Source organism: Pseudomonas sp. P5_B2, assembly GCF_056400445.1.
The window spans coordinates 1-20,073 of sequence record NZ_JBFULH010000046.1 but is presented as its reverse complement, the minus strand read 5'-3'; the positions used below and the strand labels follow the sequence as shown (position 1 = coordinate 20,073).

Annotated in this window: 16 protein-coding genes and 1 pseudogene; 7 read left to right on the top strand and 10 right to left on the bottom strand. The window is 59.7% G+C overall.

Annotated features, from left to right (window positions below; genetic code table 11):
- Nucleotides 1-68: 68 nt before the first annotated feature.
- From AC1DRJ_RS07525 to AC1DRJ_RS07515, 3 genes are read right to left on the bottom strand one after another with little or no spacing between them, the layout of a single operon-like run.
- On the bottom strand, nt 69-1,415 hold the full coding sequence (locus AC1DRJ_RS07525) for an ATP-binding protein (protein WP_477801550.1): 1,347 nt from the start codon (nt 1,413-1,415) through the stop codon (nt 69-71).
- Entirely contained in the window at nt 1,412-2,089 is a 678-nt protein-coding gene (locus AC1DRJ_RS07520) for a response regulator (protein WP_477801549.1), read from the bottom strand. Before AC1DRJ_RS07520 ends, AC1DRJ_RS07525 begins: the two co-directional genes overlap by 4 nt.
- 54 nt (nt 2,090-2,143) lie before the next feature.
- Nucleotides 2,144-2,449 carry a hypothetical protein gene (locus AC1DRJ_RS07515; RefSeq protein ID WP_477801548.1) on the bottom strand — a complete coding sequence of 102 codons (306 nt, stop codon included), beginning with the start codon at nt 2,447-2,449 and terminating at the stop codon, nt 2,144-2,146.
- Between the two features lie 142 nt (nt 2,450-2,591).
- Here AC1DRJ_RS07515 and AC1DRJ_RS07510 point away from each other — a divergent pair, with 142 nt between their 5' ends.
- Together AC1DRJ_RS07510 and AC1DRJ_RS07505 are read left to right on the top strand one after the other, a co-directional pair.
- Nucleotides 2,592-3,383, top strand: a complete 792-nt coding sequence (locus AC1DRJ_RS07510; RefSeq protein WP_477801547.1) for a dienelactone hydrolase family protein — start codon at nt 2,592-2,594, stop codon at nt 3,381-3,383.
- A 166-nt stretch (nt 3,384-3,549) separates the two neighbouring features.
- Nucleotides 3,550-4,275 carry a 4'-phosphopantetheinyl transferase family protein gene (locus tag AC1DRJ_RS07505; RefSeq protein WP_477801546.1) on the top strand — a complete coding sequence of 242 codons (726 nt, stop codon included), beginning with the start codon at nt 3,550-3,552 and terminating at the stop codon, nt 4,273-4,275.
- 134 nt (nt 4,276-4,409) lie between these two features.
- On the opposite strand, the gene AC1DRJ_RS07500 is transcribed toward AC1DRJ_RS07505, so the two are convergent.
- Both AC1DRJ_RS07500 and AC1DRJ_RS07495 read right to left on the bottom strand, forming a co-directional pair.
- Nucleotides 4,410-6,020: an ATP-binding protein gene (locus AC1DRJ_RS07500; RefSeq protein ID WP_477801545.1), complete on the bottom strand. Its 1,611-nt coding sequence runs from the start codon at nt 6,018-6,020 to the stop codon at nt 4,410-4,412.
- Entirely contained in the window at nt 6,017-6,739 is a 723-nt protein-coding gene (locus AC1DRJ_RS07495; protein WP_477801544.1) for a response regulator, read from the bottom strand. Before AC1DRJ_RS07495 ends, AC1DRJ_RS07500 begins: the two co-directional genes overlap by 4 nt.
- Nucleotides 6,740-7,471: 732 nt before the next feature.
- Here AC1DRJ_RS07495 and AC1DRJ_RS07490 point away from each other — a divergent pair.
- Nucleotides 7,472-10,366, top strand: coding sequence for a ribonucleoside-diphosphate reductase subunit alpha (locus AC1DRJ_RS07490; protein WP_477801543.1), 2,895 nt, complete (start codon nt 7,472-7,474; stop codon nt 10,364-10,366).
- 150 nt (nt 10,367-10,516) lie between these two features.
- Here the strand turns inward: AC1DRJ_RS07490 and AC1DRJ_RS07485 are convergent, their stop codons facing one another.
- Genes AC1DRJ_RS07485 through AC1DRJ_RS07475 form a run of 3 tightly spaced genes read right to left on the bottom strand, consistent with a single transcriptional unit; the run spans nt 10,517 to nt 13,807 of the window.
- Complete coding sequence (locus AC1DRJ_RS07485; protein WP_477801542.1) at nt 10,517-11,521, bottom strand: 4-hydroxythreonine-4-phosphate dehydrogenase PdxA; 1,005 nt, start codon at nt 11,519-11,521, stop codon at nt 10,517-10,519.
- Complete coding sequence (locus AC1DRJ_RS07480) at nt 11,518-12,474, bottom strand: amidohydrolase family protein (RefSeq protein WP_477801541.1); 957 nt, start codon at nt 12,472-12,474, stop codon at nt 11,518-11,520. Before AC1DRJ_RS07480 ends, AC1DRJ_RS07485 begins: the two co-directional genes overlap by 4 nt.
- Entirely contained in the window at nt 12,467-13,807 is a 1,341-nt protein-coding gene (locus AC1DRJ_RS07475; protein WP_477801540.1) for an MFS transporter, read from the bottom strand. Before AC1DRJ_RS07475 ends, AC1DRJ_RS07480 begins: the two co-directional genes overlap by 8 nt.
- A 361-nt stretch (nt 13,808-14,168) precedes the next feature.
- Here AC1DRJ_RS07475 and AC1DRJ_RS07470 point away from each other — a divergent pair, with 361 nt between their 5' ends.
- The 4 genes from AC1DRJ_RS07470 to AC1DRJ_RS07455 all read left to right on the top strand — a co-directional run bounded on the left by AC1DRJ_RS07470 (nt 14,169) and on the right by AC1DRJ_RS07455 (nt 18,309).
- Nucleotides 14,169-15,185, top strand: a complete 1,017-nt coding sequence (locus AC1DRJ_RS07470; protein WP_477801539.1) for a Bug family tripartite tricarboxylate transporter substrate binding protein — start codon at nt 14,169-14,171, stop codon at nt 15,183-15,185.
- A 52-nt stretch (nt 15,186-15,237) separates the two neighbouring features.
- The gene (locus AC1DRJ_RS07465; RefSeq protein WP_477801538.1) at nt 15,238-15,771 is read left to right on the top strand and encodes a tripartite tricarboxylate transporter TctB family protein; all 534 of its coding nucleotides are present in this window, start codon (nt 15,238-15,240) and stop codon (nt 15,769-15,771) included.
- Complete coding sequence (locus AC1DRJ_RS07460; protein WP_477801537.1) at nt 15,768-17,297, top strand: tripartite tricarboxylate transporter permease; 1,530 nt, start codon at nt 15,768-15,770, stop codon at nt 17,295-17,297. Before AC1DRJ_RS07465 ends, AC1DRJ_RS07460 begins: the two co-directional genes overlap by 4 nt.
- 70 nt (nt 17,298-17,367) lie before the next feature.
- Nucleotides 17,368-18,309, top strand: coding sequence for a LysR family transcriptional regulator (locus tag AC1DRJ_RS07455; protein ID WP_477801536.1), 942 nt, complete (start codon nt 17,368-17,370; stop codon nt 18,307-18,309).
- 40 nt (nt 18,310-18,349) lie between these two features.
- Here the strand turns inward: AC1DRJ_RS07455 and AC1DRJ_RS07450 are convergent, their stop codons facing one another.
- Nucleotides 18,350-19,213: a DMT family transporter gene (locus AC1DRJ_RS07450; protein WP_477801535.1), complete on the bottom strand. Its 864-nt coding sequence runs from the start codon at nt 19,211-19,213 to the stop codon at nt 18,350-18,352.
- Nucleotides 19,214-19,818: 605 nt separating this feature from the next.
- Nucleotides 19,819-20,073, bottom strand: a pseudogene (locus AC1DRJ_RS07445) (aspartyl beta-hydroxylase); the annotation flags it as partial.

Sequence of the window (20,073 nt, the reverse complement as noted above, 5' to 3'; positions counted from 1 at the left end):
GAACTCGGTCGAATGTGGGAGCGGGCTTGCTCGCGAAGGGGCCYGAAAGAACACAGCCAACTTTTCGGTCAAACCACCGAAAAATGAATCCGGAACGCCGCCCCGCCCATCGGCGAATCCCCCAGCGTCAGCTTGGCGTTGTAGCTCTCGATAATGTCCTTGACCACCGCCAGCCCAATCCCCTGCCCCGGATGCTGAGCATCCAGCCGTTCCCCCCTTTGCAGAATCCGCGCCCGCTGATCCGGCGGCACGCCGGGCCCGTCGTCTTCAACGCACAATTCAACCCCGCTCAGCGTTTGACGCACGCTGATGCRCACTTCGCCCAGACACAGGCGATAGGCGTTTTCCAGCAGGTTGCCCATCATTTCCAACAGCGCACCCTGCTCGATCGGCACGTAGCACTGATCCGGCAGATCGAAAGCAACACGCACGTGTTTATCGCGATAGACCTTGTCCAGAGTGTCGCACAGGCTTTGCAGCACCGGTTGCAGGCGTACCTGATGGCGCACCAGGCCGCTTTTGCGCAGGCTGGCGCGCTGCAGTTGATAGCTGATTTGTTGGCTCATGCGTTCAATCTGGGTTTGCAGCACCCAAGCCTGATCACGGCTTTGCGGGTGCTGGGCCATGTCTTCGCTGACGCCTTGCAGCACGGTCAGCGGGGTTTTCAAGCTGTGGGCCAGGTCGCCGAGGGAGTCGCGATAACGGCTGCGCTGTTCGCGTTCGCTGTGCAGCAAGCGGTTGAGGGAGCCGGTCAGGCGCAACAGTTCGCGCGGGTGTTCTTCACTGAGGCTTTCCCGGTCGCCGCTTTCGATTTCGTCCAGTTCCTGGCTGAGCCGGCGCAAGGCCTGCAAGCCCCAGGTGAGACCGATCCAGAGCAACGCGAGCAACACCAACAACGCCGCACCGAAGCCCAGGTAAAGGTTTTCGCGCAGGCCTTCGAGGGTCGCTTCATATTCGCGCACCGGTTGCAGGGCGACGATGCTGAACGCAGCGCTTCTGCCGCCGAGCAGTTTGACTTCAACGTCATAGACAAAGAACTCATGACCGTTGGCCTCGCGAATACGCGCGAACTCAATGCCACGCCCGTCGTAACGCGGCGTGTAGTTGATCATCTCTGCTCCAGCGGCCTTCGAACGCCAGACCAGCTGACCTTCTCGGTCAAAGATGTAGCCGAGCAAACGACTGTCGGTCAGGTTGAAACGTTCATCCGGCAACTGCGCCGGCATTAGCAGGGTGTTGTTTTCCACGCGCGCAGCGGAGATCAGCGTGGTGACGTCCGAGGCCAGGCGTTGCTCGATCGAATCCTGCAACGCCAGACTGAACGCACCCTGCATCGCCGGCAGCAACGCCAGCATGAACAGCACCGCCAACAGGGTGGCGGCGAGCATCAAGCGAACACGAAGGGAACGAATCAAGTGCAGCGCTCATTGAACAGATAGCCGAGGCCACGCACGGTGTCGATCGGCTTGAAACCGGCCGGGCCTTCGAGTTTGCGGCGCAGACGCCCCACCAGCACTTCGATGACGTTCGGATCACGCTCCTCGTCATCGGGGTAGAGCTGTTCCATCAAGCGGTCCTTGGCCACCACTTGCTGATGATGACGCATGAGGTATTCGAGGATCCGGTACTCATACGCGGTCAGGGCCAGCGGTTGTTCATCGAGCGTGGCCTGTTTGCGGTTGAGGTCGAGCAGCAGTGGCCCGGCGACGATGGTCGACTGGGTAAACCCGCTGGAACGGCGCAGCAGGGCATTGAGCCGGGCGTCGAGCTCTTCGAACTGGAACGGCTTGACCACGTAATCATCGGCACCGGCGGCGAGGCCTTCGACCTTGTCTTGCCAGTTACCGCGTGCGGTGAGGATCAGGATCGGGAAGCTCTTGCCCTTCGCGCGCAGCTGACGGATCAAATCGAGCCCACCCATTCCTGGCAAGCCGAGGTCGATCACCGCCAGATCATGGTTGAACTGCTCGGTCTGGTACAGCGCCTCTTCGGCATTGGCCACGGATTCGACCACGTGGCCACTGTCCGTCAGGCGGGTTTTCAGGTGATGGCGCAACAGCGCTTCATCTTCGACGACCAGCAGTTTCATAACGCTCTCCCGGGCAAAGCGACATCTCCAATGGCACAACGGCGCATCCAACGGTCAGGACAGATCATAACGGCCCTTGAGGTATTCCTGATCGAGTTTAAAGCCATTGAGCGTGCCCGACACGTTGGCATAACCGGCGGAGTAATCGGCTGGGTTGTTCAGTTGGCTCAGAGGCGCGCGCCAGGCACTTTCATTTCCTGGCGAGCTGACCGTGCTGAAGCTGTTCAAGGTCAGCGATTTTTTGACCTTCTCGTTGGTCTTTCCAAGCGCAAGGCTGGCGATGATGTCATCGGAGGCGAGCGCCGCGGTGCTAGCGCTCAGTACGGTGAAAGCCAGAATCAGGTTTTTAAAGCCAGTCATTAGGGATTTCCTCATGCGCAGGTGCTTTGGGTACGAGCCACCTTACTCACCCGCCCCTGAACTGCCCCTGAACACAGACTGAACCCAAGCTGAACAAGATCGACTAGGCTGTTTTGATGCCTTTCTTGCAGGAGATCCGACCATGCGCACTTTCCTCGCCCTCTGCTTGCTGGTGATGAGCGGGCTGACTCAAGCCGCGATCAAGACCCAGGAAATCCCCTATCAAAGTGTCGATGGCACAAAAATGATCGGGTATTACGCCTACGACGACGCCATCAAAGGTCAGCGACCGGGCGTCCTGGTGGTACATGAATGGTGGGGGCTGAACGACTATGCCAAGCGCCGCGCCCGTGACCTCGCCGGTCTGGGCTACAGCGCGCTGGCCATCGACATGTACGGCAACGGCAAGAACACCGAGCATCCCAAAGACGCCATGGCGTTCATGCAGGACGTGCTCAAAGACAGCTCGGCGGCCGCTGCGCGCTTTCAGGCCGGGCTTGAACTGTTGGAGCAACAACCGCAAACCGACCCGAATAAAATCGCGGCGATTGGTTACTGCTTCGGCGGCGCTGTGGTGCTGAACGCGGCACGTCAGGGTTTGCCACTGGCGGGGGTGGTGAGTTTCCACGGCTCGCTGGCAACCAAGACACCGGCTGCACCGGGCACTGTGAAGGCAAAAATTCTCGTGGAGCATGGGGCGATGGACAGTATGGTCACGCCGGAGGCTGTGGCCGCGTTCAAGGCTGAAATGGACAAAGCTGGCGCCGACTATAAGTTCGTCAGCCTTGAGGGCGCCAAGCATGGGTTCAGCAATCCGGATGCGGATCGGTTGAGCCATGGCGAGCATGGCGGGCCGGATATAGGTTACAACAAGGCGGCGGATGAACAGTCCTGGGCGGATATGCAGGCGTTTCTCAAAAAGATTTTCAGTTAGTACGGAGATCGTTCCCACGCTCCGCGTGGGAATGCAGCCCAGGACGCTCCGCGTCCGTCGCGGATGTGACGCGGAGCGTCACTGGATGCATTCCCACGCGGAGCGTAGGAACGATCAGCAACCTTTGCACTACCCAGCCTGAGCGCAACCCGGCAAAATGCCCCGCATGAATCCTGCCCCCTCCCTGCCCACCTGCTGCACCCCACTCGACGCCTGCTGGCCGCTGCCGTTTGTGCTGCCCGATACGGTGCTGCTGAGTACTCACTTCGACAGCGCGCAACTGGCGAGCGATGACTTCCAGCGCAGCGCCATCGAGCCGCCAGCGAGCATTCAGCGTTCCGTTGCCAAACGTCAGGCCGAATTTCTCGCCGGGCGGGTGTGCGCTCGGGCCGCGTTGCAACAACTGGAAGGACTGAATTTTATCCCGGCCATCGGCGAAGACCGGGCGCCAGTGTGGCCTGCGCACATCGCTGGTTCAATCACCCACAGCACCGGCCGGGCGGCGGCGATTGTCGCGAAAAAAACCGCTTGGCGCGGCTTGGGCATGGACCTGGAAAACCTGCTCAACCCTGAACGGGCCCAGCGTCTGGCGGGAGAAATCCTCACGCCACCGGAGTTGCGGCGTATGGCTGCCGGACGTCTCGATGATCAGGCGCTGCTGGTGACGTTGACGTTTTCAGTGAAGGAAAGTCTGTTCAAGGCGCTGTACCCGATTGTTCAGCAGCGCTTCTATTTTGAACACGCCGAGGTGCTGGAATGGACCGAGGCGGGTGAGGTGCGGTTGCGGTTGCTGACGGATCTGTCTGGCGAGTGGCGCAATGGCACCGAGCTGGAGGCGCAGTTTGGGGTGATGGATGGGCAGTTGTTGAGCCTGGTCAGCATCAAGGCCTGAGCTTTTATCACGCCTGTACTGGCCCCTTCGCGAGCAAGCCCGCTCCCACATTCGACCGAGTTCCTTCAGGAGGAATGCGATTAAATGTGGGAGCGGGCTTGCTCGCGAAGGCGGCCTACATATCACCAAAAATCTCAGCGCTTCTCCTGATTGCGCGGCCAACTCAAGCTGAAGCAAGCCCCACCCAGGCTCTTGCTTTTGCTGATCAACGCCCGCCCATCATGCCAATGGATAATCCGCCGCACGATGGACAGCCCCAACCCATGTCCACCCGAAGCGCGGGTTCGGCTGTCATCCAGGCGCAGGAACGGCGTGAAAATTCGTTCCCAGGCCAACTCCGGCACACCTGGCCCGTCATCCTCGACGTCCACCCGGCAACGCTGCTGTCCCACCTGATAGCTGACGGTCACCCGCGATGAGGCGTGGCGCATGGCGTTGCTGACCAGGTTCTGCAGGGCTCGATGCAAGTAGCGCGGTTCGGCCTCGACCCAGGCGTCATCGCAATCTGCGGCCGATAAACACAAACCGCGCTGTACCGTAACGTCGGCGCGCAATGGCGCCAGTTCTTCGATGACTTGATTGATCAGCGCGTCCAGATCGATCCGCTGGAAATTCAGTGCCGGCGAGCCCTGCTCCAGCCGCGCATAGGTGAGCATCTCGTCGACCAGTTTGTCGAGGTCCTCGATGTCGTGGTCCATGCCCTCGCGGTATTTCTCCAGCTGCTGCGGCGTGGTGGCCGAGCCGATCATTTCCAGGCCGAAACGCAGGCGCGCCACCGGCGTGCGCAATTCGTGGGACACGGCGCGCACCAGTTCACGCTGGATCGCCAGCAATTGCTGCAAGTGCTCGGCCATGCCGTTGAACGCTGCGGCCAGTCGTCCCACCGAGTCGGCGCCACGCGCCGGTACGCGGGTTTCCAGGCTGCCTTGGGCAATACGCGTGGCGGCCGCTTCCAGACCGCGTAAACGGCGCTCCAGTTGGCGCACCAGCAGGTAGACGATCAGACCGATCAGACTCAAACCGAGGGCGGCGATCAACACCAGCCATTCGGGCGGATAAGGGTTCATCTGGTACAGCGGGCCGATCTCCAGCACCCATGGCGTACCGACCATGCCGGCAAACACCCGGATCGAGTCGCCACCCTTGCCCAGCGCCATCACCGTGTCGCCCTCGGACACCCGCCGGCTCTGGTCTTCGTCCATGTCCGCCTGCTCTACCTTGACCAATTTCAAGTCGAAACCAAAGCTTTTCTCTTCTTTCAACAGCGCCAGTCGCTGGGGCTGCTCGGCCACCGGGTAGCGCACCAGCTCATCGGCCAGCAGGTAAATAGTGGCGCGGGCCAGTTGTTCGCTGATCTGCTGGACCTCACCCACCAGCACAAGTTGCTCCTTGTCGCTGACCAGTCGATAGACCTTCGCCGCGTGCGGGCCGGTTTGTTCCACCAGTGCTTGGCCATGCATGACGCGGGTGCGCTGGGTGAGGTCGAGGTCGGTCTGGGCAAATGGGGTCAGCGCCAATGGAATCCCGAGCAAGCGTTCCCAGACCAGCAAGGCGCGATGGCGCTCGGTTTCGTTCATCGGATTGAGGTTGTCGGCCATCAACGCAAACGTACCGTGGGCCAGGCGCTCTCGGTATTGCTCGCCGCGTACCTCATTGAGCAAGTGCAACGCCAGCACGCCCAGCACCGCGACCAAAATCAGCGCCGCACACATGCCGCCATAAATGCGCAGGAAGATCGAATTCACAGCGACGGGTCTACGCTGGCTTCCGGAACAAACAGATAACCTTTGCTGCGGATAGTTTTGATCAGCCGCGGGTGCTCCGGGTCATCGCCGATTTTCGGGCGGATGCGCGAGATGCGCACATCGATGGAGCGGTCCTGACCGTCATAACCAATGCCGCGCAAGGCGGTGAAAATCTCTTCACGGGACAGGATGCGCCCGGCGTTGGCCACCAGCAGCCAGAGCAGGTCGAACTCGGCGCTTGTCAACTCGATACCGTTGTCATGCAGCCAGGCTTCCCGCAACGCGTTGTCTACCACCAGCGGACCAAACTGCAGGCGCCGCTGTTTTTCCGGGGTGGCCTCCGGTGCTTCGCTACGGCGCAACAGGGCCTGGATGCGCGCCAGCAACAGGCGCGGGCGCACCGGCTTGCACACGTAGTCGTCGGCACCGAGGTCCAGGCCGAGGATCTGGTCGGTGTCGTCGGTGCGGGCGGTGAGCATCAGGATCGGGCCGTCATACTTGTCGCGAACCTTGCGGCAAATGCTCAGCCCGTCTTCGCCGGGCAACATCAGGTCGAGGATCACCAGGTCCGGCTTCTCCTTGATGATGCGAGCCGCCGCCAGCGCCCCATTGCCCTCGATCGAGACGCTCAGGCCATTGGCTTCCAGGTAGTCGCGGGTCAGTTCGGCCAGACGCTGGTCGTCCTCCACAATCAATACCTGCCAGGCTTCTTGCTCCACGGTGACCTCTGCTTGCCAACAACACTAATAAGGAAGGATCCGCCCGTCTTTTTGTAATGATTGGGAGGATAAGAATGCGTAACCCTGGGGCGATTGTATAAACGCCGCCCGTCGAGAACACAAGCCGGCAAATGCGTTCGGACATGTCGGTTTTTTGTGGTAGGGTTCGCGCCCTTAAAAATCCCGACGGCTGTTTTCAATCCTTGAAAATCGATGAAAAACGCCTCGGTCCCGCTAGGTCGGGGCCTACACGCCGGTTCCACCTTTCACACACAATTTACACACAGGTTTATCCACAGGCAGTGCGTTGCAACACCTCCAAAAACGCACTATCTTGTACCCCGGCGCTAAAAAAACCCTACATGTAGGGTTTTAGCTTAAAAGCCCAACCACATTTCAGACCAGAAATTCAAGCGCTTTATTGCCTGTTTCCGGTTGAACCCAGCGTGATTTTACAAGACCAAACCGCACAGGCGGATGGCACCGTTTTTTTAAGGCCTGAACGGCCAAAACGGTACGGGTGTTGCAATCTGTACTGCCACCCCGAAAGGAATCCGGTTACGAGCCCAGGCTCGCAGCCAAAGACTTCGGCAAGGATGCGGCCTCATTAGCCTTTTCCTACTGTCCCGGAGTTGTTATGCCCGACGCCCGTCGGTTGTAGTGCTTTTGGACAGAACGGTGGGCACCGTGATGGTGCCCAAACAAACATAGAGAATGTGGAGATACTCCCCAATGCAAACCGACACAACTCGCGAGAACCCGCAGGGCACCTTGCCGCAGGCCGCTGATTCGACTTCGGATCTGTCCGCCACCGCGCCTGGTCAGCTGCGCGTGATCAAGCGAAACGGCACTGTCGTTCCTTACACCGATGACAAAATCACCGTCGCGATCACCAAAGCGTTTCTCGCAGTTGAGGGCGGCACCGCTGCCGCCTCGTCGCGAATCCATGACACCGTGGCCCGCCTGACCGAACAAGTCACCGCGACCTTCAAGCGTCGCATGCCATCGGGCGGCACTATCCACATCGAAGAAATCCAGGACCAGGTCGAACTGGCCCTGATGCGTGCCGGCGAGCAGAAAGTAGCCCGCGACTACGTGATTTACCGTGACGGTCGTTCGAAAGAACGCGCCGCCCACGCTCCGGCCGAGGAAGCGGTCAACGCTCACCCGTCGATCCGCATCACCCGCGCCGATGGCAGCCTGGCGCCGCTGGACATGGGTCGCCTGAATACCATCGTTACCGAAGCGTGCGAAGGCCTGGAGGAAGTCGACGGCGACCTGATCCAGCGCGAAACCCTGAAAAACCTGTACGACGGCGTGGCCCTGACCGACGTCAACACCGCCTTGGTGATGACCGCCCGTACCCTGGTTGAACGTGAGCCGAACTACTCGTTCGTGACCGCTCGCCTGCTGATGGACACTCTGCGTGCCGAAGGCCTGAGCTTCCTGAACGTTGCCGAAAGCGCGACCCACCACGAGATGGTCGACCTGTACGCCAAGGCCCTGCCTGCCTACATCGCCAAGGGTATCGAATTCGAATTGCTGAACCCGGTCCTGGCTACTTTTGACCTGGAAAAACTCGGCAAGGCGATCAACCACGAGCGCGATCAGCAGTTCACGTACCTGGGCCTGCAAACCCTGTACGACCGTTACTTCATCCACAAGGACGGTATCCGCTTCGAACTGCCGCAAATCTTCTTCATGCGCGTGGCCATGGGCCTGGCGATCGAAGAGAAGAACAAAGAAGACCGCGCCATCGAGTTCTACAACCTGTTGTCGTCCTTCGACTACATGTCCTCGACGCCGACCCTGTTCAACGCCGGTACCCTGCGTCCACAGCTGTCGAGCTGCTACCTGACCACCGTGCCGGATGACCTGTCGGGCATTTACCACGCGATCCACGACAACGCCATGCTGTCGAAATTCGCCGGTGGCCTGGGCAACGACTGGACTCCGGTACGTGCACTGGGTTCGTACATCAAGGGCACCAACGGCAAGTCCCAGGGCGTTGTACCGTTCCTCAAAGTAGTGAACGACACCGCCGTCGCCGTTAACCAGGGTGGCAAGCGCAAAGGCGCTGTGTGTGCCTACCTGGAAACCTGGCACATGGACATCGAAGAGTTCATCGAACTCCGTAAGAACACCGGTGATGACCGTCGTCGTACCCACGACATGAACACGGCCAACTGGATCCCTGACCTGTTCATGAAGCGTGTCTTCGATGACGGCAAGTGGACCCTGTTCTCGCCATCCGAAGTACCGGACCTGCACGACCTGACCGGCAAGGCCTTCGAAGAGCGTTACGAGTATTACGAAGCCCTGTCCGAGTACCCGGGCAAGATCAAGCTGTTCAAGACCATCCAGGCCAAAGACCTGTGGCGCAAAATGCTGTCCATGCTGTTTGAAACCGGCCACCCATGGCTGACTTTCAAAGACCCGTGCAACCTGCGCAGCCCACAGCAGCACGTCGGCGTGGTTCACAGCTCGAACCTGTGCACCGAGATCACCTTGAACACCAACAAGGACGAGATCGCCGTTTGCAACCTGGGCTCGATCAACCTGCCGAACCACATCGTCAACGGCAAGCTGGACACCGCCAAGCTGGAACGCACTGTAAACACTGCTGTTCGCATGCTCGATAACGTGATCGACATCAACTACTACTCAGTGCCGCAAGCGAAGAACTCCAACTTCAAGCACCGTCCGGTCGGTCTGGGCATCATGGGCTTCCAGGACGCTTTGTACCTGCAGCACATCCCTTACGGTTCCGACGCAGCCGTCGAGTTCGCCGACAAGTCGATGGAAGCGGTCAGCTACTTCGCGATCCAGGCTTCCTGCGACCTGGCCGATGAACGCGGCGCTTACGAGACGTTCCAGGGTTCGCTGTGGTCCAAAGGCATCCTGCCGCTGGATTCGCAACAGATCCTGATCGAGCAACGTGGCCAGAAGTACATCGACGTTGACCTGAACGAATCCCTGGACTGGGCACCGGTTCGCGCCCGTGTTCAGAAAGGCATTCGTAACTCCAACATCATGGCCATCGCACCGACCGCGACCATCGCCAACATCACTGGCGTCTCGCAGTCGATCGAACCGACCTACCAGAACCTCTACGTGAAATCGAACCTGTCGGGCGAATTCACCGTGATCAACCCGTACCTGGTTCGCGACCTGAAGGCTCGCGGCCTGTGGGACTCGGTCATGATCAATGACCTGAAGTACTACGACGGTTCGGTGCAGCAAATCGAGCGCATCCCGCAAGAACTCAAAGAGCTCTACGCGACTGCCTTCGAAGTGGACACCAAGTGGATCGTTGACGCGGCAAGCCGTCGCCAGAAGTGGATTGACCAGGCTCAGTCGCTGAACCTGTACATCGCTGGCGCATCGGGCAAGAAGCTGGACGTGACCTACCGCATGGCCTGGTACCGTGGTCTGAAAACCACTTACTACCTCCGTGCCCTGGCCGCGACCAGCACCGAGAAGTCGACCATCAACACCGGCAAGCTGAACGCTGTTTCCAGCGGTGGCAACCACGGTGAAGATTCGGTCCTGGCAGCACCTGCCGGTCCTGCTCCAGTGCCGAAAGCTTGCGCCATCGACGAGCCGGATTGCGAAGCTTGCCAATAAGCTGAGCCAGTAGGCGCCGCAAGGCGCTTACTCGAAAACCCCCGATCAGTCCTCTGGATTGATCGGGGGTTTTCTTTTGCCTAAAGGAAAGTGGCGCCCCGGCTGACGCCTTCGCGAGCAGGCTCGCTCCCTCAGAGGATGTGTGTTGTGTCAGTAGCTGTTGATGCCCATCCGGCATGCAATCTCGAACGCCTGGCGAATCGCCCCGGCATTCGCCTTGCCCTGCCCTGCGATATCAAACGCAGTGCCGTGCGCCGGGGTGGTTATCGGAATCGGCAAACCGCCCTGCACCGTCACCCCACGGGAGAACCCCATCAACTTGATCGCGATCTGCCCCTGGTCGTGATACATCGTTACCACCGCGTCAAAGGCACTGGAATCGCCCTGTACCTTGAGGAAAATTGTGTCTCCCGGGTACGGCCCTTCAGCTGCAATCCCCAACGCCTGGGCGGATCGCACGGCGGGGCCGATGATGTCCAGTTCTTCGCGACCGAACGAGCCGTTGTCGCCGTTATGCGGGTTCAAGCCACACACGCCGATACGCGGTTTTTCCAGGCCGTTGCGCTTGAGCGCGGTGTCGATCAGTTGAATGGCTTCCACCACCCGCGCCTGCGTGAGCATGCCCGGCACTTCAGACAGCGCGACATGGGAGGTCACGCGGGAAGTCCAAAGGTTGTCGAGCACGTTGAATTCGCAGAACGGCCCGTGAAAATCCAGTAACTCGGCGAACCAGTGCAGCTCATCGTTATGGGCCATGCCGGCCATGTGCAGCGAGGTCTTGTTCAGCGGTCCGAACAGCACCGAGTCGGTGATGCCTGCCTCGGTCAGGCGCAAGGCTTTTTCCAGGGTGTCGAGGCTGTAGCGACCGCCAATGATGCTGGCTTCATTACGCGCAAATTCGCCAAGGGTGTCGCCGCGAAAGTCATAGAACAGCGGCGTGTCATCGACGAACGACAGCTGCTCCAGCGATTCCACGCGACGATAAGGAAATTCCGTCCCGGCGATGCGCATGCCACGGCGCATTTCCGCCTCGTCGGCAATCAGGATGACATTGGCCTTACTGCGAACCTCGGGCTCGGCAAGCAGGCGTGCGATCAGTTCCGGGCCGATGCCGGCCGGGTCGCCCAGGACCATCGCGATGGTAGTTTTGTTCATGCTTCACTCCTCAAGGATTCGGGCCATGTCCGGTCAATGGCGCAGGGCTCGCAGCGATAGACTTGCTGCGCATTGCTGTAGAAAAGACGTTGCTGATCGGCACTTGGAAAATCGGCAACGATGGATTTGAAACCGCTGTAAATGTCATCGAACGAGCCGCACAGGCTGTCCACCGGAAAGTTGCTGGCGAACATCGCCCGGTCACTGCCGAACATGGCGATGACTTCGCGCACGATCCACGCATTGTCTTTGGCCCGCCAGCGTTGACCGCCCTGCCCCAGGCCGGAAATCTTCACCCGCACGTTCGGCCACTGCGCCAACCGCACCATCGCCAGGCGCCAACCTGCCAGGCCTTCGGCACTGCGGTCGTTGGGCAATCCGGTGTGGTTGAGAATCAGCGTGGTGCCAGGGAAGTCCCGGGCCAGGCGTTCGGCTTCGTGCAGGTTCCACCAGGGCGTCTGCAAATCGAAATGCAGGCCCAGGCCTTCGAGCGCAGCGTAACTGCGGCGCCAGGATTCATTGCTCATCAGGCTGCGGGTGTGTCCAACCTGCGCAGGCGTGGTCGGACCACCGGGTTTGTGACGCACGCTGCGCACGCATTTGAAACTGGCTTGCTCGGTGAGCACCGCGATGGCGTCCGGATGATCGAGCCAGGCTTGTGCGACGATGGCGTTTGGCACGCCGTAGCGAGCCGCCAGCCCCTCAATGAAACGGGTTTCACCGATGGGGTCTTGCGGGTTCCATTCGGTCTCGACGTAAACCGTTTGCACGACCTTATGGGAGCCGGCGTCGGCGAAGTAATCATCCGGCAAATAGCGCCGCTTGATCGCGCTGTAATCACCGTAGCGAAACGGGATGTTGACTTCGGGCGCGAGCCACGGATGGTCGTTGATCGAGGGGTCCCAGAAATGGTGATGGGCATCTACGATGGGGCCGTTCCACAACTCAGGCATGACGCACCTCATCCAGGCTGATAAACAATGTGGCCAACACGAAGAAGGCCGAGCACGCAGCAAAGAAGCCCAGTACCGGCGCAAAGCCACCGGCCATTTGCACAATGATGCCCACCAGAATCGGCACCACGATGCCGCCGGTGCTGCCGGCCATGTTCATCACGCCGCCGATCAAACCGACCCGCGCCGGTGCCGCCAGCAACGCCGGGAAGCTCCAGTAGAGGCTGCCCCACATCAGAAAAAACGCGGTCATGGCCAACAACGCCACGGCCGCAAAAGGATCGTTYAGGGTCGGCAGCAACAGGAATGCACCGAGCGCCACCACACCGGAAAACGCCAGCAGACTCTTGACCGCCACGCCCCGGCTGACGCCCTTGCGGATCAGGCCGTCGCAAAGGAAACCACCGGTCAACGAACCCAGCGCGCCGCAAACAAAAATCACGAACGTCGCCGCACCAATGCCTTTAATGTCGAAGCCGCGAGCCTGCGCCAGATAACTCGGCCCCCAGGTCAGCAAGCCGAAATAGACCATCGCCCAACTGGCGCGACCGATCAGCAACCCCGTCAGTGAACGAGCGCCAATGCCCAGCCCCTTGACCGGCGCACGTGCAGCTTCGGCGGCAGGCGTGGCACGTCCGGCGTTGATCTTCTCCAGCTCTTCGGCATTCACTTGCGGATGCGTGGCCGGGTCATCGCGCAGATAACGCCGCGCCACCCAAGCCAGCACCAATGTCGCGATGCCTGCGATCACGAAGGCCAGACGCCACGAATCCAGCGAAGCAATCAGATACGCAATGATCAACCCGCCCAGTGCCACACCCAGCGGGCTGCCACTGTCCATCAGCACCGCACCGCGACTACGCTCGCTCGGTGCCAGCCACAGGGAAATCAGCTTGCCCCCCGAAGGAAACAGCGGGGCTTCGGCGGCGCCTAGCGCGACTCTGGCAAACAACAATGACAAGCCGCCCGTGGCAAACGCCGCCAGCACCTGGAACGTGCCCCACAAACCGGTGGACCAACTGATGACCCGGCGCGGACCAAAACGGTCGATCAGCCAGCCGCCGGGAATCTGCAACAGTGCATACGCCCAGAAGAAGCTACTGAGGATCAGCCCTTGCAGGCTCGGCGACAGGGAAAATTCATGGGCGATGGTGGGCATCGCAATCGACAGTGACACCCGATCGATCAGGTTGACCATGGTCAACGCAAAGACGATCGCAAAAATCCGCCAGCGCACGCTACTGGCTTTGGTGGTGCCGGTTAGCGGAGTTGCAGCTGCCGGTGATTGAACACCTGCGCCGGGCAGATGCAGGGAAGCACTGGGACGAGCCATGGTGCGTACCTCGATTTATTATTTTTGTGGTGACAACATTGGTGAGCACTATCGAAGGCTCAGTGATAACCGTCTAATCAAAACTTGAAATCAGGCGATAGCCTCGAGTTATGGCATGCCCTGCTTTCAGACAGCTTTCAATGGATGTCGCCTTTTCGACTTTCCTCGAAAAAGGCTCTGGGGCAAAGCATCGGGCGATAAACGCCACGTTCAAGGGCAAGAGCTATAACCCCAGGCTATCGGTGTATGTATTGTTTTGACTAGACGCGGGGACGGAGGCTTCCCACACTCAGGGCAGGCTTGCAGCTTTACCACTCCGACAAGTCACTCATAACAAATACAAAAACGAGGCCATTCCATCATGCGAAATGCATTCGTCCGTCGCACCTCCCGTCTGTTTCTCGGCTGCACGCTGGTCGCCGCAGGTGCCCTACCCGCTCTTGCCAATGCCGCCTGGCAGCCGGACAAGAACGTCGAAATCGTCGTCGCGGGTGGCCCCGGTGGCGGTACCGACCAACTCGGTCGTCTGATCCAGTCGATCATCACCACTCACAAGTTTCTCGATGTGAATACCATCGTCCTGAACAAGGGCGGGGGTAATGGCGCCGAAGCCTTTCTCGACCTGAAAATGAACAAGGGCGATCCGGAAAAACTGGTGATCGGCACTAACAACATCTACCTGTTGCCGCTGGTGTCCAAGCTCGGTTACCAATGGCAGGAACTKACGCCTGTCGCAGCCGTGGCCGAGGATGACTTCATTCTCTGGAGTTACAAAGACGCCCCGTGGAAAGACGCCAAAGGCTTCTACGCAGCGGTCAAGGCTGACCCATCGAACCTGCGCATGGGCGGTAGCCAGTCCAAGGATGTCGACCAGACCCTGACCCTGCTGTTGAACCAGACCAATGACAGCAAACTGGTGTACATCCCGTTCAAGAGCGGCAGTGAAGCCGCAACCCAACTGGCCGGCAAACACATCGCCGCCAACGTCAACAACCCGAGCGAAAGCATCAGCCAATGGCGTGGCGATCAGGTCGAGCCGCTCTGCGTCTTCAGTAAGGAGCGCATGAGCTACACCGAGAAAGTCGCCGGTGATAAATCCTGGGCGGACGTACCGACCTGCCACGAACAAGGCCTGGGCATCGATCAGTACCGCTTCCCGCGCACCGTGTTCATGGCCGGCGATGTCAGCGCCGAGCAGCGCGCGTTCTATGTAGAGCTGATGCGCAAAGTCACCGAGACGCCGGAGTTCAAGGCCTACGTCAAACAGAATGCGCTGGTGCCGACCTTCCTCGAAGGCGAGCCGCTGACCGCCTACATTGAGAAAGACACCGCCCGCGTAACGCCGGTGTTCAAAGAAGCCGGCTGGCTGAAAAACTGAGTTGCCTACGGCCGTCCGCACGCGCGCGGCCGTCACCTCTGGAGGTGTTTTGATGTCCCATTCTACGGATTCACCGGCGCTGGTCGGTACCCGCTGGGTCGAACTCGGTCTGACACTCTTCACCACGCTGATCGGCGCGGTGGTGATGTTCGGCAGCGTCGAACAAGGTATCGGCTGGGGCGATTCCGGCCCCGAGCCGGGTTACTTCCCCTTTTACATTGGCCTGTTGCTGAGCGCCGCCAGTATTGGCAACGGTGTATTGACCGTGGTTCGCTGGCAAGCCCTGAGTATTTCATTCGTCAGCCGCAGCGCCTTCAAACAAGTGATGTCGGTGTTCATCCCGATTGCGCTGTTTGTCGGCGCCATGCCCTTCACTGGCATCTATGTGGCCTCGGCCTGTTTCATCGCCTGGTTCATGTGGCGTGACAAGGTGCGCGCCAAACCGTACGGCAAGTTGATGATTGGCACGGTGTCGCTTGGCGCGGTGCTCGCCAGCTACTTGATTTTCGCGCTGTGGTTCAAGGTCCCGCTGGATGCCGGCCCGATGGGCGACTGGATTGCCCTGGCCGGGAGAAATTTCAAATGAGCGAGTTCGATTCCCTGCTGCAAGGCATGAACCTGATCCTGACCCCGGGCCATATCGGCCTGATGGTGATCGGCGTGCTGCTGGGCATTCTGGTCGGCGTGTTGCCCGGCCTCGGTGCCCCCAATGGCGTGGCGTTGCTGCTGCCGCTGACGTTCACCATGTCGCCGGTGTCGGCGATCATCCTGCTGTCATGCATGTATTGGGGCGCGCTGTTCGGCGGCTCGATCACCTCGATACTCTTCAACATCCCCGGTGAGCCCTCATCGGTGGCGACGACGTTCGACGGTTACCCGATGGCTCGCGAAGGTCGCGCCGCCGAGGCGCTGACTGCCGCCTTCAGTTCTGCGCTCATTGGCGCACTGGCCGGGGTATTGTTGCTGACGTTTCTGTCGACCAAGATTGCCGCGTTCGCCATGTCGTTCAGTTCGCCGGAGTTCTTTGCGGTGTACCTGTTGGCGTTCTGCACCTTCATCGGCATGAGCAAAAACCCGCCGCTGAAAACCGTAGTCGCGATGATGATCGGCTTCGCCATGGCGGCGGTTGGTATGGACACCGTCTCTGGCAACCTGCGCCTGACTTTCGACCAGCCGACCCTGATGACCGGCATCAGCTTCGAAGTAGCAGTGATCGGCCTGTTCGGCATCGGCGAAATCCTCTGCACCGTCGAGGAAGGCCTGGTGTTTCGCGGAGAACATGCGCGCATCACACCGATGATCATTCTGCGCACCTGGGCCAAGTTGCCGCGTTACTGGTGGACGATTGTGCGCAGCACGCTGGTCGGTTGCTGGATGGGTATTACCCCGGGCGGCCCGACTGCGGCGTCGTTCATGAGCTACAGCCTGGCACGACGTTTTTCGAAGAACCGCGAGAACTTCGGCAAGGGTGAGCTGGAAGGCGTGATCGCCCCGGAAACCGCCGACCACGCTGCCGGCACCAGCGCCCTGCTGCCAATGCTGACCTTGGGCATACCCGGTTCGGCCACTGCGGCGGTGATGCTTGGCGGCCTGATGATCTGGGGCCTGCACCCCGGCCCGACGCTGTTCGTCGAGCAGCATGATTTTGTCTGGGGCCTGATCGCCAGCATGTACCTGGGCAACGTGGTCAGCCTGATCGTGGTGTTGGCCACTGTGCCGCTGTTTGCCTCGATCCTGCGGATACCGTTCTCGATCATTGCGCCGATCATCATCATGGTCTGCGCCATCGGTGCCTACTCGGTGCATAACTCGTTCTTCGACGTGGTGCTGATGCTGGGCTTCGGCGCGCTGGGTTATCTGTTCAAGAAACTCGGTTACCCGATTGCACCGCTGGTGTTGGCGGCGGTATTGGGAGACAAGGCTGAGGACGCGTTCCGTCAGTCGATGCTGTTCTCCGACGGCCACTTGGGGATCTTCTGGTCCAACCCGCTGGTGGGCAGCCTGACCACGGCGGCGCTGCTGATGTTGTTCTGGCCGCTGATTTCCAAGGCACTGGGAACCCTGATGGGCCTTCGCAAACCCCACATCGCCAAGACAAAATCGGTGCTGTGACACGGCAATGCTGGCAACGCCTGACATTTGTTGTCAKGCTTGCCGCAGACTTTCTTGCGAGCCACGGCCCATGACCCGAATTCCTGCTGCCAATGTGATCCACAGTCGACTGCGTCTGCGCCAACTGCGGCTAATGCTGGCGTTACAGGAATTCGGTTCGTTGCGCCGCGCCGCCGACCACATCGGCATGACTCAACCGGCCGCCACGAAAATGCTCCACGAAGCCGAGGACTTGCTCGGCGTCGAACTCTTCGAACGCCTGCCTCGGGGCATGCGCGCTACCCCATTCGGGGAAACCGCCATTTACTACGCGCGCATGGTGTTCGCCGAACTCAGCGGCATGCGTGAAGAACTGGTGGCTCTGGAATCCGGCAACCTCGGCCGAGTGGCGGTCGGTGCGATTCCGGCACTGGCTTCGGGGCTGTTGACCCGCACCATCGCGACCTTGAAACAAAGCCATCCCCGGTTATCCATGAGCATCCAGGTCGACACCAGCGACGTGCTGGTGCAAGCGCTGTTGCAGGATCAACTGGATATCGTGCTGGGGCGGATTCCGGTCGGTGCGCGGGCTGAAGAGTTGCTGTTTGACAGCCTCGGTGAAGAAGCCCTGTGCGTGATCGCTGGTGCACAAAATCCACTGGCACAGGAAAAACAGCTGAGCTGGGCTGAACTGCAGCACATGACTTGGGTGCTGCAACAGCATCCAAGCCCGATGCGCGCCATCATCAATCAGGTGTTTCACAATGCGCGGGTCGACATCCCCAACAGCATCGTCGAAACCACCTCGATCATGACCTTGCTTTCACTCGTGCAGCAGACCGACATGCTCGGCGTCACGCCCGTCTCGGTAGTGGAGGACTATGCCGGTCGTGATTTGCTGGCCATCTTGCCAATCAAGTTCGAAGCACGGTTACCGCCCTATGGGCTGATCACCCGGCGTCATCGCATTCAATCGTCGGCGATGCAGGCGTTCATGAATTCAGTGCGGGCAGAGCATGCGCTGGCCAAGTAAAAAAAACCCGGAGCATTGAGTGCTCCGGGCCATTTTCGGTTTACGCGCTTTTACGGAAAACGAAGACCAGACCGACGATGATCAGCAGCATGCCCAGCAGGCTTAACGCCGCCAGCTGGTTGCCGAAAATCAGATAGTCCATCACCGCCGTTACCGCCGGCACCAGGTAAAACAGACTGGTGACATTCACCAAATTTCCCCGGGCGATCAGGCGGTACAGCAGCAACGTCGCCAGCACCGACACCACCAGCCCCATCCACAACACCGGCACGATAAACCCTGTGCTGTGTTCAAAATGAAACGGTTGGAATGGCACGAATATCCCGCACAAGAACAATCCCGCCAAGTACTGCACCGGTAACGTGCCGAGGGGGTTGTCGGTAATGCGCTTCTGCATGATGGAGCCGAACGTCATGCTCGCCAGCGCCAGCAACCCGAAGAGCATGCCGGCCATCGACATGCCGGCGAGCCCAATGCCCTGATACACCACCATGATCAATCCAGCCAGACCCAGCGCCAGACCGAACATGCGGCTGATAGAGCGCTGACGCTCCATCAGCACCACGGTGAGAATCGGCTGCACGCCCATTATCGTCGCCATCACCCCGGGGGTGACTTTCAGGTCCAGCGCCAACAGATAGAAAATCTGGTAAGCCCCCAGCAACACCACACCTGTGGCCATCGCATACAACATCGGTTTGCCGCCCTTGGGCAACTTCAACTTGAGCAACGGCATCAGCAGCACCAGACCGCACAGGGCGATGGCGAAGCGAACCAGCAGAAAAGCAAAGGGGGACGCGTGCGCCAGGCCCCATTTGGAGAAGATCGCCCCGCTGCTCCACAGCAGAACGAACAGGCTCGTAGACGCCGCCGCGAGCGCGGATTGTTTCGAAAGGACAAACATGAATACCACCTGTTGTCAGGCAAAAAGCCAACTCAGCCGAAGCTGAAATTCAGTAGTTTTTCTGGCGGGCACAGGGGAACAGCAGAGAAGCTGATCAGCCCGAAATGCCAACACCCGGCGGTGATACGACTGCGCACACCGGCGTGCTACGGACAGGTGGGGGGTAATGACTGATCTGCGCAGGCTGCTGATTCCCACACGGCATGACGCCAGCGTTGACCGCTGAATCGACTACCGCGTTGATTAGGGATGCAGGCATGGGCTGATCTTTTTGGGTGAAGTGGACGGTGGTAGGAAAACACCGTGCGCCGACTATAACCAGCGGGTGACATGGATTGCAATGACTTGGACAAATGGCCAGTAACGACAATCAGAGAAGTGGTGCTTACTCCGAGTGAAAGGGAATCGCCCGCGATGGGGGACATGGAATGCAAGAGAAATAAAAATGTTGGTGTCGAACTGACAGCGAGTGATCGGCGCATTCTACAAATTATAGCTACGGGAACCGAAACTGAAGAACCTGCCGGGGTTCTTGCAGGCGCGTCATTCAGATTCACCTCATAAAAAACCGCTCCAAGGAGCGGTTTTTAATTTCTTGCCGGGTCTCACCCAAACATCCAATACCCCAACAACGCCAACACCACCACCGCCAACACCGGCCGCATCACGCGATAGGCCTTGGGATTGCGGCGCTTCCACTGTTTAACCACCCCACTGAATTTGTCGCTCGAGTTCTTGCTCAAGGCATAAGCCCGATTAATCCCGCCGACGCGTTCATCAACAAGGTTTTGAGGGGCGGTGGCACGACCGAGAAAACCACTGACCCCGCGGTTGATGCAGGTCATTACGCGGCTGCTCAA